The sequence below is a fragment of the Alteromonas sp. ABH4_452 genome, from assembly GCF_056311825.1.
The window spans coordinates 433,992-448,024 of the sequence record NZ_CM149973.1 but is presented as its reverse complement, the minus strand read 5'-3'; the positions used below and the strand labels follow the sequence as shown (position 1 = coordinate 448,024).

8 protein-coding genes are annotated in these 14,033 nt (G+C 45.6%); 3 read left to right on the top strand and 5 right to left on the bottom strand.

The annotated features are described in order from the left end of the window. Positions 1–2 precede the first annotated feature (2 nt). The 3 genes from coxB to ACYX4N_RS01925 form a co-directional block, all read right to left on the bottom strand. Positions 3–1,166, bottom strand: a complete 1,164-nt coding sequence (gene coxB / locus ACYX4N_RS01935; RefSeq protein ID WP_474803483.1) for a cytochrome c oxidase subunit II — start codon at positions 1,164–1,166, stop codon at positions 3–5. Positions 1,167–1,748: 582 nt separating this feature from the next. Continuing rightward, positions 1,749–2,375, bottom strand: coding sequence for a transcriptional repressor LexA (lexA, locus tag ACYX4N_RS01930; protein ID WP_474803480.1), 627 nt, complete (start codon positions 2,373–2,375; stop codon positions 1,749–1,751). Between the two features lie 173 nt (positions 2,376–2,548). Further along, positions 2,549–4,831: a sensor domain-containing diguanylate cyclase gene (locus ACYX4N_RS01925; protein ID WP_476055431.1), complete on the bottom strand. Its 2,283-nt coding sequence runs from the start codon at positions 4,829–4,831 to the stop codon at positions 2,549–2,551. A gap of 279 nt (positions 4,832–5,110) precedes the next feature. Here ACYX4N_RS01925 and plsB point away from each other — a divergent pair, with 279 nt between their 5' ends. Continuing rightward, complete coding sequence (gene plsB, locus ACYX4N_RS01920; protein ID WP_476055430.1) at positions 5,111–7,564, top strand: glycerol-3-phosphate 1-O-acyltransferase PlsB; 2,454 nt, start codon at positions 5,111–5,113, stop codon at positions 7,562–7,564. A 303-nt stretch (positions 7,565–7,867) separates the two neighbouring features. Here plsB and ilvA read toward each other — a convergent pair whose 3' ends face one another. Both ilvA and ilvD read right to left on the bottom strand, forming a co-directional pair. Beyond that, on the bottom strand, positions 7,868–9,415 hold the full coding sequence (gene ilvA, locus ACYX4N_RS01915) for a threonine ammonia-lyase, biosynthetic (RefSeq protein ID WP_476055429.1): 1,548 nt from the start codon (positions 9,413–9,415) through the stop codon (positions 7,868–7,870). Further along, entirely contained in the window at positions 9,415–11,265 is a 1,851-nt protein-coding gene (ilvD, locus tag ACYX4N_RS01910; RefSeq protein WP_476055428.1) for a dihydroxy-acid dehydratase, read from the bottom strand. The genes ilvA and ilvD overlap by 1 nt, the downstream gene beginning before the upstream one ends. 427 nt (positions 11,266–11,692) lie before the next feature. Here ilvD and ACYX4N_RS01905 point away from each other — a divergent pair, with 427 nt between their 5' ends. Further along, positions 11,693–12,310, top strand: a complete 618-nt coding sequence (locus ACYX4N_RS01905) for a trimeric intracellular cation channel family protein (RefSeq protein WP_476055427.1) — start codon at positions 11,693–11,695, stop codon at positions 12,308–12,310. Between the two features lie 203 nt (positions 12,311–12,513). Beyond that, positions 12,514–14,028 carry a YifB family Mg chelatase-like AAA ATPase gene (locus tag ACYX4N_RS01900; protein ID WP_476055426.1) on the top strand — a complete coding sequence of 505 codons (1,515 nt, stop codon included), beginning with the start codon at positions 12,514–12,516 and terminating at the stop codon, positions 14,026–14,028. The last annotated feature ends 5 nt before the right edge of the window (positions 14,029–14,033 follow it).

Sequence of the window (14,033 nt, the reverse complement as noted above, 5' to 3'; positions counted from 1 at the left end):
TCCTAGTTTCCGTTTGCCACAGCATTGACGTCTTTGGCTTGAACCATATCGCCAGTGTTATTACCCCACGCATTGCGCTCGTAAGTGACTACCGCAGCAATTTCTTTAAGGCTCAGCATTTTGCTAAACGCCTGCATGGCCGTACCTGCCTTACCATGAAGCACAATGTCGATGTGACCTTGCTGGTCCTCTAACGCCATCTTGCTGCCTTTAAGTGCTGGGAATACACCGGGTAAACCCTCACCATTTGGCATGTGGCACGCTGCACACGTGGCGTTGTAAACGCGCTCGCCTTCTTTCATCAATTCATCCATAGACATATTCATAGAAAGTAGGCGCTGTTCTTCTTCTTTCGCTTTACGAACAATTTCTTCCTGCTCGCCCATCCATTTATCAAATTCAGCTGGCTCTTTAGCGATAACCACAACAGGCATATAGCCATGGTCTTTTCCGCAAAGTTCTGCGCACTGTCCGCGATAAATACCAGGCTCATTGACCTTGGCCCAAGACTCGTTAATAAAGCCTGGATTTGCATCTTTTTTCACAGCAAAATCCGGGACCCACCACGAATGGATAACGTCGTCAGAGGTAATAAGAAAACGCACTTTTTTCCCAGTTGGAATAACTAACGGACGGTCAACTTCAAGCAGATAATTGTCGGTTTTTTGAAATTTGTTCTCTATTTGCTCACGCTGAGTAGCAAGCAGTGAGTAAAATTCTACGTCGCTGTCCATGTACTTGTAGTGCCACTTCCACTGTGAGCCTGTTACTAGCACAGTCATGTCAGGCTCAGACGTGTCCTCCATCGCAATAAGCGTGTTTGCCGCAGGCACAGCCATAAAGATGAGAATAAGAAAAGGTACAACGGTCCACGCTATTTCAACCTTCACGTTCTCATGAAAGTTAGCGGGCTTGGCGCCACGAGACTTTCTATGCAGATACATTGAGGCGAACATCACGCCAAAAACTACAACCGCGATACCTACACAAATGAAGAACATCAACATATGCAGATCATAGACCTGCCCACTGATGTCGGTAGCACCGCGTCTCAAATTAAGCGAAGAGGCTTCTTCACTAACTTCTTGTGCAAGAAGCAAAGGGGAGAAAAGCAAAAATGGTATTATTGAACACCACTTTGCAAAAACGGTCGTTAGTTGTTTCACTCAGCACCTCCGTAATAGCAAGACCAAAAACGCTGATTATTCTGCGCGCTGCCCTACCAAATGGTTTGCGAACGATTGACCCATCACCTCAACTTGTAAAACAAATTTAGAGTCATTGTTATTATTTTGTTAATCTCTGTATAAGAATTGCGCAATAATGTCGTGTCGTCTAGTCTTTTCTATTAAAAATTTAATGAAGAGGCTAATTTTTAACCATTTCTTGTGGCAGGCTTACGTTACAATTTTGTTGGAGAGGGTATTGGGCGTGCTCGCGGCGCTTAAAAAATCAAACGCGCATTTTGAACGGGGTGTTGATGAGGATGAAGCTTCATTTGGTCATAAAATCAACAATTAACACATCGCTCGTCCTATTTTTCAAACAAACTTTCAAATAATAAATGTGTATTAGCCAATTCATTCTCGGGCCAAATAGCACATATCTTTCGCACAATGGTGATGCCAGATTTCGTAGTTTTGAGACATACTAACAAACGCTAACCTAAGAAAATTAACTAAAATATGGTACTAAAAGGCATAAAAAAAGCGGCTAATACGCCGCTTTTGATTGAAGATGCTAAAACCTTACATCCAGTCGGCGTTTCTAATAACACCTACGGCAATACCTTCAATAGCAAAAGGCTCGCTGGCAAGGTCTACCTTAATTGGCGAAAACTCTTCGTTTTCAGCATGAAGTAAAACTTCACGACCGCGTTTCTCTAAACGCTTCACCGTAACGTCTTCATCCACCCGCGCGACCACTACCTGACCGTTGTGGACATCGGTCGTGCGATGCACAGCAAGAAGATCGCCATCCAAGATACCGATGTCCTTCATGCTCATGCCGTTTACACGAAGTAAAAAGTCTGCCTGAGGCTGAAACAAAGCAGGGTCGACCTTGTAGTGGGATTCTACATGCTCTTGCGCCAAAATTGGCTCACCAGCCGCCACGCGCCCTATTAGAGGCAAGCCTTCTTCTTCTGGTGCAGTATCCTCGAGGGGGATATTTAACTTAATACCACGCGAGGTACCAGGCAAAATTTCAATTACGCCCTTACGCGCCAATGCCTTCAAATGTTCTTCTGCTGCGTTGGCAGAACGAAAACCAAGTTGACGAGCTATTTCCGCGCGCGTAGGCGGCATTCCCGTTTCTTGCATGGTTGTTTTAATAAGTTCTAAAACTTCAGTTTGTCGAGCTGTGAGTGGGCGCATAAAAGACCTGTCTGTTCATACAGTTCCTGTAAGTATATACACCTAAAAGCAAATAACAAGCGCAAAGTCTTGAAACTATGGAGCAAGCTGCATGGGGCTAGCACCTAGTATATAAAAACTAGGGGGCTTAAGGCTGTCAAATACGTGAAACCTCGCGCAGCCTAAAGTTTTTATTACTCTAGAATAACTCGATTTCGGCCATTCTTTTTCGCCGTATATAGCAGTTTATCCGCTTTGGAAAGTAACACACTAAAGTCAAGATTCAAGCTATCCTCAGCAAAGACAGCACCAATACTTATTGTCACGAATATCGTGTCTTTCTTGTATTTAACTTCTGTTTTTTCAACAGCCTCTCGAAGTTTGTTAAATCGCCTTTCTTCGTCTCTTTTGTTGTCTGAAATTGCTACTATCGCAAACTCTTCTCCACCAAGACGTGAAACAATATCGGGCTCCACATAATATTCTTCGATGAGGTGGGCTACTGAAATTAGAGCTTGGTCTCCTGCATCATGTCCATAAGTATCGTTAACCTTTTTAAAGTGGTCTATATCGATTACCGCTACGCTCACTCTATTGCTTTGTGCAGAGAGCTGATGGCATTTATCAACAAAAGCTCGTCGATTGTACAGCCCAGTTAGCGAGTCAGTCATGGCCAGCTTACGCAACTTCTCTTCAGCTATCGCGCGTGATTCTTCCAGTTCAACCGCATAGAAAAGACCGGCTAATGCATCTAATAGAGGTTGCAAAAACTCAGCATCATCGAAGGTGTAGGGCTCGAATTTATTGGCTAAACCAATCATGCCCACCACTCTATCTTTGATCTTAATCGGTAGCCCTAAAAATCGACTAATGCGGGGGTGCCCTTGGGGCACCCCTTTTGAGTTTGGATGACTTCCTGAGGCATTACTAATCGTTACCTCACCGGTTAAAATTGTGGTACCGAAAAGGTTATCGAAACTACTGAAATACAAGTTTCGCTTTTTGTACTCGTTGTATTGCGTAAAGCTGCTGCTGTCCCAGACTATTTCAGAAATAGCATGAATAAACAGCTTCGATGCATCGCCTTCACCTTTCATTTGCCCAATGAAAGCGAACTGACTATCCGAGATATCAATAAGCTCGGGTAATACCGTTTGGCAGGCCATGGTTAAATCGTTGTTCTGGAGATAAGAGGCACGGGTTTTATTTATAAATTGAAGTAGCTGGGTTTTCTTTTTCTCATGAAGCTCACTTTCCATTCTCTGCGTGATGTCGCGATGAATACCAGCAACGCGAATAGCCTTACCCGCATTGTTAAATTCTACGGTTTTTCCGTAGGTTTCAACCCAAACCCACGCGCCGTTAGTATGTTTCATGCGAAACGTGGTATTGAAAACCTTGCTTTTACCAATGATGTGCTCGTTTAATTGCTTTTCTACTTTTACATAGTCCGCGGGGTGAATTAACTGCCTGAAAAAGCGAGAGCTGGTGTCATAGTACTCATATTCCAGACCGACGATATCACACCAACGCTTGTTTACTTGGTTTACGTCAGCGGCCAAATTCCAATCCCATGTGCCCAATTCAGAGGCTTCCAATAACAGCCGCATGCGCTGGTTTGTTTTGTTGAGCTTGTCTTCCACATATTTTTGGTCGCTGGTGTCAAATAAGAACGCCTGAACTGAAGACAACATACCGTCTTCACGGAAACTCGCCGTAGAGATCATACTTACCCAAATGGTACGTGTGGGCGTGGCTATTTGAAGACGACAGGTATGCGTTTCCACGCCCTCCATATGCGCCTGCATGGCAAACGTAAAGTCGCCCTCAGCGTCTTGTGTTAAAACATCGCCAAGCTCAACTGCACCGCTCAGTAAATCTTGGGACGATATGCCCAAAACGCGCTCACTATTATTTGAGATATGAACCAGTTTGAGCGACGTAGTATTTCGCCACGTAGCCAGAACAATAGGGGACTTTTCTATTAGCCCATGCTCACGCTTGAGTGCTTCATGCTCTTTAGAAAGAGAAATATGCTGGCTAACAAGCGCACCAATTCTATTCAGCACTTCAAGATATTTGGCATCAATTTCTCGAGGAACAGTATCGATAAGACAGACAGCACCAATAATCTCATCATTAATTTCAATGGGAGTTCCTGCATAAAAGCAGATGTGCGGCTCGCCCGTGACTAATGGATTATCTTTAAACTTGGGGTCCTCGTGGGCATTGTTAACAACAACTTGTTTGCGCTCTTCTACAACACGACTGCAAAAGGCATGCTCACGGCTCACTTTAGAAAGTGTAGTTCCATATCGCGCTTTGAATGTTTCTTCAAATTCACCAACAATTCCTATTAGCGCGATAGGCACCTTATATGCCCCTGCTAACACAACCATAAGGTCGTCAAGATCTAACGGCACCTCATCACTGAGCAAAAAGTCATCAATCGTCTTTAACCGGTTTTGTTCATCCACTACTACATGCTCATATTCATTAACCCTTATAAAAGTAGTAATTATCAAAGCTTATAGCAATTTAAATACTTCTAATGTTGCATTGCTAAAAGGGTCAGTGAGCCTTACCCTAAACAAAGTTACGAAGATATAAAAATACAGGCGCTTATGAATTTCATGAACTTACCGCTAGGTAGGGAGTCTGTAAAACAAGCAAATCAATAACAATGGCTCGTCGCGAGATTGTGACGCGATTGTGTTACACTTCACCCGTTTTTATTTCATAGGATTACATAATTCATGTCGTGGATGCGAAAAGCCCTTCTGTCGGTATTTCATTATCCTGTTAAGTTACTGGTTAAAGCTCACAGTATTCCAGTTAACGTTGAAACCGAATTAGGAATAGATAAGAGCAAGCCTATTGTTTATCTACTTCCCACTAACTCAGTGACCGACCAGCTTGCGCTGAGAATGTCGACTAAATACCTAGGCCTTCCTAGCCCAACTGACACGCTTACACTGGCAGGTCGAGAGTACTCATCGACTCTATTTTTACGTAAAACTCAGCCTCTTTTTCGCTCATCAGCCAAAGATACGGGCATTGAAGACGTTTTCACTGACCTTTTCCATTTGCACCGAGACCACGAAAACCTCGATCTACAGGTAGTTCCTGTTTATGTAACCTGGGGTCGTGCACCAGGGCGCGGTAACCCAGGGTTGAGCGACCTAATTGCTGATAACGCTGCACCGAGCTGGCTACGTAAACTTTTCATCGTGCTGTTTTTAGGCCGTGATAACTTTATTAATTATTCTAAAGCTGTCTCGGCGCGCGCCATGTCAAATCAGCATGGTAGTGACCAAAGCATCGCACACAAACTTGTACGCGTAGCAAGTACTCACTTTCAACGTAAACGTCAAAGTATGACTGGCCCTACGCTGCTAGAGCGACAAGAACTCAATAACAGTGTATTGGGTTCAGATGCCGTACGTCGTGCGATCGCCGAAGAGTCAAAAAGCAAAAAGGTCACACACGAAAAGGCCAAAGAGCGGGCTCAAAGCTATATCACCGAGATTGCTGCAGATTATCGTGAAGGGCTTATCCGTTTCGGTGACAGATTGCTGACACGCATTTGGAACAAGATTTACAACGGCATTAGCGTAGGTCATGCAGAGCGTATACGTGAGCTGGCCGCTAACGGTCACGAAATTATCTATGTGCCTTGCCACCGCAGTCACATGGATTATCTGTTATTAACTTACGTGATTTATCACGAAGGTATGGTAACGCCTCACATTGCAGCGGGTATCAACCTTAACTTCTGGCCTGTTGGAAAAATGTTTCGCAGAGGAGGTGCATTCTTCCTACGTCGTAGTTTTGCAGGCAACAAGCTCTATACCGCGGTATTTAGAGAGTATTTAGAGCTGCTGTTTAACAAAGGTTACTCTGTAAAATACTACCCTGAAGGTGGACGCAGCCGTACTGGTCGCCTAATTCCACCGAAAACCGGTATGCTGGCCATGACAATTCAAGCCATGCTTAAAGGCGTTAACCGTCCAGTTAGTATTGTTCCTGTCTACATTGGCTATGAAAATGTGATGGAAGTGAAGAGCTATTTGAACGAGCTTAAAGGCTCAAAGAAGAAAAAAGAGTCTAACCTTCAGGTTTTCTCAGCCATTCGTAAGCTTAAGAATTACGGGCATGGATATGTGAACTTTGGTGAGCCTATCGCTCTTAATCAGTTCCTTGAAAGCCATGTGCCGAACTGGCGCGACTGTCGCGATGCCGAGCCAGAGAAAAAGCCTGCTTGGTTAACGCCTGCCGTTAATGAGTTGGCTAACAACGTCATGACGCGCATTAACCGCGCTGCGGCACTTAACGGCATGGCATTAGCTTCGCTATGTCTACTGTCTTCTAAAAGGCAGACCATGAGTGAGATGGAGCTTAAACAAGCCATGGATGACTTCATGAACTTGTTCAAAACAGTGCCCTTCAGTGATGACGCCACTATTCCAGATTCATCAGCACAAGAATTGCTTCGGGATACATTAAAATTAGGTCGTTTTGATGTTAAAGAAGACGATTACGGACGTTTGATCAGCCCTCAGCCTAAATCTGCTGTATACCTAACCTATTATCGCAACAATATTTTGCATTTGTTCGCCATACCCGGCCTTATCATGGCGTCTATCTTCGCTAAGAAGGGCGCAACCAAGAACAGTATTTTCCAACTCATTGCAGCACTTTATCCTTTGCTGCAAAAAGAACTGTTTTTGCATCTAACACAAGATGAAGCACTTGCGCATACTGATGCGTTGATCACCGCGATGTTAGACAACGGGCTGTTGCGCCAAAAAGACGGTGAACTTTTACCCCCAGATGCACACTGCAAACAGTTCCATTCTGCTTGGTTATTAAGCCGCTGTATGCAAGAAACATTGCAGCGCTATGCCGTAGTACTGACTATTCTTGATAAAGAAAAAGTAATTAGCCGCAGTGCATTAGAGCGAGAAAGTAAACAAGTCGCTGAGCGATTATCTGCCCTTTACGGATTAAGTTCTCCTGAGTTTTACGATAAGAACGTATTATCTAGCTTTATCGGCGCATTAAAAGATAATCATTGGTTAGATTCAGAAAAAGACGGCAGCTTAAAATACTCGGAAGAGTGTGAAGCCTTGCGGGCTGACGTAATGGCGCTGATATGGCCTGAGATGATTCAGCATTTAGAAAATGTTGCGCTTAACACGGCAAATTAGCTTTGTAAGCAACGAAAACTATCGCTTTGTTAAAAGCGTAAAAAAACCCATGCATCCGCATGGGTTTTTTATTGGGCGTATTTCTAACTTATGGGGTCTCTCAGTAACTATATTTAGATAGGCACTGAGCCAATCTTCCATAGAGGTTGATATAGTAAAGTTGAAATAGTGCCGCTTTGTATCGCTCCTCGGTAAACCTGCGCTTAACGTGAAGCAATACAAAGCGAAAAAAGTTTAAAACGAGCTAAGTTTCGCTTTTGAATGTATAGCTATCAAAGGCTGTTCTGCATAGCCGATAGGATTTTACGCTGGTTGCGACAGGAAAAAGCGATATGCCGGATTATCCGTTACTTCTTCAACCTTATAGCCTAACTCGGCAACATGCTGGTTAAAGTCATCTCGGCTTTCTGGCGCAATATCAAAACCAGCCAATACCAAGCCTTCCGCCGCACCGTGGTTACGATAGTGGAATAAAGTAATGTTCCACTGCTCGCCCAATGTGTTTAAGAAGTTCAGTAGTGCACCTGGGCGCTCCGGGAACTCAAAGCTGAACACCTGCTCGTTTAAAATGGTCGGCGGGCGGCCGCCTACCATGTGTCTGACATGAAGCTTCGCTAACTCGTTATCCGTTAGGTTAACGCAGTCATACCCTTTACTTTCAAGGTCGCTTTGAAGTGTCGCGAATTCTTGCTGACCGCCTTTTAGCTTAACCCCAACAAAAATATGGGCTTCGCTCTCACTTGCATAGCGATAGTTAAATTCAGTAATCGCTTTTGCCCCAACGCATTCACAAAACTGTTTAAACGCGCCTTTAGTTTCAGGAATTTTAACGGCAAAAACGGCTTCTTTCTGCTCGCCTAATTCACAGCGTTCCGACACGTAGCGCAAGGTATGAAAGTTAATATTTGCGCCACATAAAATACCGCCTAACTTTTTACCTTTAAGGTCGTGTTGCTTGGCATATTTACGAATTGCCGCTACAGATAGTGCACCAGCAGGCTCGGCTATAACGCGGGTATCATCGAAGATATCTTTTATAGCCCCGCATATTTCATCATTGCTAACCGTAATGGTTTCATCGACTAAACGGTTACACAGGCGAAAAGTTTCTTGCCCCATCACTTTAACAGCCACGCCATCGGCGAAAATACCTACGCTTTCCAGCTCTGCAGGCTCGCCTTGCGCTTTTGCTTTAATAAAACAGGCCGACTCTTCTGACTCAACCGCCACAATCTTTATACTGGGTTTGAGTTGCTTTAAGTACACCGCAATGCCCGCGGCTAGGCCGCCACCGCCAACAGCAATAAACAAAATATCCAAATTTGGGTTCTGCTCCAACAGTTCTCGTGCAACCGTACCTTGTCCGGCGATTACATCGGGGTTGTCGAAGGGAGGCACAAAAGTATAGCCGTGGGTGTCACATAACGCTTTTGCATGGTTGCTTGCCTGGTCGAAGCTCGTGCCATGCAAGACTACATTAACGTTATCACCACCGAAGCGACGTACAGCATCCACTTTAATATCAGGGGTGGTTTCGGGCATCACGATAGTTGCTTGAATGCCCTTCATTTTTGCACTGTATGCTAAGCCTTGTGCATGGTTACCCGCTGATGCGCCAATAACGCCAGCTTGCAGCTGTGCTTCACTTAATGAGCAGATGCGGTTGTAGGCACCGCGCAGCTTAAAGCTTTTCACTGGCTGCTGATCTTCTCGTTTCAAAAAGATCTCATTGCCAAGCTCAGCTGAAAGCAAAGACATATAAGAAAGTTCACTAGCCACCGCCACATCGTAAACGGGAGCGAGTAATATCTTTTTTAAATACTCGTGGTCGCTAACGTGCTCGTTTTCCATTACAAGTCTTCCAACTTACTGACATCGCGCACTGCACCTTTGTCGGCACTGGTTGCCAGCGCTGCAAAGGTCTTAAGTGATGTAGACACTTCGCGTACGCGATCTTTTGGTTTCCAGGGCTTATCGCTTGCTTCCATTTTTGCACGGCGCTCGGCAAGTGCTTCATCTGAAATAACGATGTTGATGCTTCTGTTAGGGATATCTATTTCAATCTTGTCCCCGTCTTCAACTAAGCCAATACCGCCACCGCTGGCTGCCTCTGGTGAACAGTGTCCAATAGACAAGCCGCTTGTACCACCACTGAATCGCCCGTCGGTTACTAGTGCGCAGTGCTTACCCAGCCCCTTCGATTTCAAATACGACGTTGGATATAGCATTTCCTGCATGCCTGGACCACCGCGAGGGCCTTCATAGCGAATAAACACGACGTCACCGGCTTTTACTTCGTCACCTAAAATACCTGCTACCGCATCATCTTGGCTCTCATAGATACGGGCAGTGCCGTTGAATTTTAGTATAGATTCATCCACACCCGCAGTTTTTACAATGCAGCCATCTTCGGCCAAATTGCCGTATAACACCGCTAAGCCACCTTCTTGGCTAAACGCATTCTCAATAGAGCGAATGCAGCCGTTTTCACGGTCGGCATCGGCCTCATCCCAGCGACAATCTTGGCTAAAGGCTTTAGTAGTGCGAATACCCGCAGGACCTGCACGGAAAAAGGTTATCGCATCTTCGTTTTCAGGGTTAGTGATGTCCCACTCGCTGATAACCTCAGTAAGCTGTTTGCCTAAGACGTGATTAACATCGGTATTTAGTAAGCCCGCTTTATTTAGCTCGTTTAAAATACCTAGTACGCCACCGGCACGGTGAACGTCTTCCATATGGTATTTAGGCGTAGACGGCGCCACTTTACATAAGTGAGGCACTTTGCGAGATAAGCGATCGATATCATCCATAGTGAAAGGCACTTCACCTTCCATCGCTGCCGCTAGCAAGTGCAAAATGGTATTGGTTGAACCACCCATGGCAATGTCTAGGCTCATGGCGTTTTCAAACGCTTTAAAGTTAGCAATATTACGTGGCAATACACTTTCATCATCATCGCCATAATAACGCTTACAAAGCTCAACAATTTGCTTACCTGCTTGCTTAAATAAGCCTTCACGGTCGGCGTGAGTGGCCAGCATAGAGCCATTGCCCGGTAGTGATAAACCTAACGCTTCAGTTAAGCAGTTCATTGAGTTTGCAGTAAACATACCTGAACACGACCCACAAGTAGGGCAGGCAGAGCGCTCAATTTCGTCAGTGTCGGCATCGCTCACTTTATCATCAGCAGCCGCTACCATGGCGTCAACTAAATCAAGTTTAATCAGCTGGTCTGAAAGCTTGGTTTTACCCGCTTCCATTGGGCCGCCAGATACGAATATAACGGGCACGTTCAAACGCATAGACGCCATTAACATTCCCGGGGTGATCTTGTCGCAGTTAGAAATACATACAATGGCATCCGCGCAGTGTGCGTTCACCATGTACTCCACTGCATCAGCAATGATTTCACGAGACGGCAAGCTATATAGCATGCCGCTGTGTCCCATGGCGATACCGTCATCTACCGCTATCGTATTAAATTCTTTGGCGACACCACCGGCTTCTTCCACGCTGCGCGCTACTAGCTGACCAAGATCTTTGAGGTGAACGTGCCCAGGTACAAACTGCGTAAATGAATTAGCAATAGCAATAATAGGCTTGCCGAAATCAGAATCTTTCATTCCGGTTGCACGCCATAGCGCACGAGCACCGGCCATATTTCTACCTTGTGTGGTAGTTGCAGAACGTAACTTGGGCATAAATCCTTCCCGTTAATTTTAGGTGCTAGGGTTTAATGCTAGACCTTTATGTGAAACTTAAAAACAGTGGTAAACCAGTAATGCTTTGGCTTGTTTTCCAATACGCGCTGTTTTACTCAAAATTGCATGTCATACTGATGATGTATTAAATCATCTTAGGTCGTTCAAGCGAAGGGCGACAAAGCCTTACTGCTTACAGATCAGTAGCGCTTTGTTTTATATGATATCTTTGACTTACAATGCCGTATTCCTTTGGCATTATAAAAATGAAATGTTGTTTGTTAGGGGCTATGGCTTTACCCCTAAACGCAATGCGCGCTAAACCGCGAATTGGTATTGGGCAAAGAAATAGCATGAAACACACGGTTTGATCAAGTTTTTGCGGTAGAAATAGCGAGTTCTTAAAAGTAGTAAAAGGGTAATAAGCATGTTCGATTGGTTTCACTGGTTAAACCTGGCAGGCGTTGCCGTGTGTGCAATTTCAGGCACCCTTATGGCTTATCAAAAACGCATGGATGGATTTGGCGTTGTAGTGCTTGCCAGTGCTACAGCCATTGGCGGCGGTACCTTGCGAGATGTGATGCTAGATGTGCCCGTGTTTTGGATTGCCGATACCGATTACTTGTACACCACGCTAATTGCCGCCTTTATTCCCATTGTTTGGCTGCGAATTAGCCCACGCTTCCCTTTTCACTACCTGTTAATCGCCGATGCTTTTGGGCTAGCACTCTTTAATGTCGTGGGCATAGAGAAAGCCTTAGCCAACGACACAGGCATGGCAGTGGCGGTAGCAATGGGCACTATTACTGGTGTATTTGGTGGGTTATTACGAGACGTCATATGCCGCGAGGTGCCGCTGGTACTAAACGGCGAGCTTTATGCGATGACCTGTATTGCTGGCGGTATTGTATATGGCATCGCACTTGAATTTGACCTTGCTACCCAATGGTGTGGTATTGCAGCCCTTGCAACCACGGTATTGTTTAGATTAGGCGCCATGCGCTGGCATTGGCAGCTACCCGTATTTTACAACGACCATCATTAGCATCTAACCTTCGTTGCCGAGCAAGGTAATCAATGGCATGGCTCGGTGAGTATTGGCGATAAATCCCGTCGTTAGTACAGTTACATCTTTATCCCACTCTCTCTAGAGTTTATGCCCAGTGCGTTGGCTATTTGGCCGCGCCTAAGTTTTGAAATTTTAATTAGGCAAAAAATGAGTGGGTAAGAAGAGAGGGTGTTCACAATATGGGAATGGCTGTTGTTAAAACCTTTGCAGGGCAGGGGGTGTCTGCTCCTGAGGTAAGTGTGGAAATCCACTTGGCTAATGGCCTACCTGCTTTTCAACTGGTCGGTATGGCGGAAACCAGTGTGAAAGAAGCTCGTGAGCGAGTACGCAGCGCGCTAATTAACAGTGGTTTTGAGTTTCCTGCCAAACGAATAACGGTTAATTTAGCGCCGGCTGATATTCCAAAGTTCGGCGGGCGGTTCGACCTTCCTATTGCCATTGGCATTTTAGCAGCATCGGGCTATATATCTGACATTAGCCTGTTAAACATTGCCTTTGTGGGCGAGTTAGCGCTCAACGGTGAGATTAAACCGGTTAACGGGCTTATTCCTGTAGTGATGACGGCAGCAAACGAAGATATAGCCCTTGTGTATCCGGGAGATAACGACGTTGAAGCAGCCTTGGTTTCCCACGCCACACGGTTTCCCGCATTTGATCTTCTATCTGTCTATGAACATCTTACCGGTAACAAAAAGCTCGCCAAAGGCCAGCCTTTCACTTCTCATTCATCACGTAACTCCCCAACAGGTTGGGACGATATTATCGGCCAAGAGCAGGCTAAACGAGCTCTAATTGTTGCAGCTAGCGGGGCTCACAACTTACTGATGGTAGGCCCGCCAGGCACAGGTAAAAGCTTGCTTGCCAGTCGAATGTTGTCGCTATTACCGGATATGAGTGAAGAAGAAGCCTTGGAAGTCGCTGCTATCCATTCAGTGAAAGGCGAAAAGCTAAATGCTGAACGTTTTCTAACCCGCCACTTACGCTCGCCCCACCACACAAGTTCTGCCGTAGCACTTACGGGCGGGGGCTCTACTCCAGTGCCAGGTGAAATTTCGCTGGCCCACAACGGTATCTTGTTTTTAGACGAACTCCCCGAATTTGGCCGAAAAGCGCTGGATGTATTGCGGGAACCGCTTGAAACCGGTGACGTGCATTTATCCCGTGCATCAGGAAGTGCAACGTATCCCGCAAATTTTCAACTCGTAGCGGCCATGAACCCCAGCCCTACTGGAGATATCGAGGACAACCGTCTAACACCTCAGCAGCAGCTGAACTACTTGAACCGTTTGTCAGGCCCGCTGCTAGATAGAATAGATATACAAGTCGAGGTGCCTAGGCTTCCAGACTACGACTTGCCAGAGCGGGGCAATAGACCTGACGACTCGTTACATGACATGCGGGAAAGGGTGATAGCTGCACGGCAAAAACAAGAGTCTCGACAAGGCAAGCCCAATGGCGCTTTACACGCGGGTGAACTTGCCGACATCTGTTTGCTAGATGACGCAGATCTCCTCTTTTTACGAGCAGCCGCGAAACAACTTAATTTATCTATGCGCGTATTTCACCGCACGCTGAAAGTGGCTAGAACCATTGCCGACCTTGAAGAAGAAAATGCCGTATCCAGAGCTCATATCGCAGAAGCGCTGGGCTATCGTGCTCTCGATAACCTTATAAAGCAGCTCAGTGCTAGCTAAGCGCA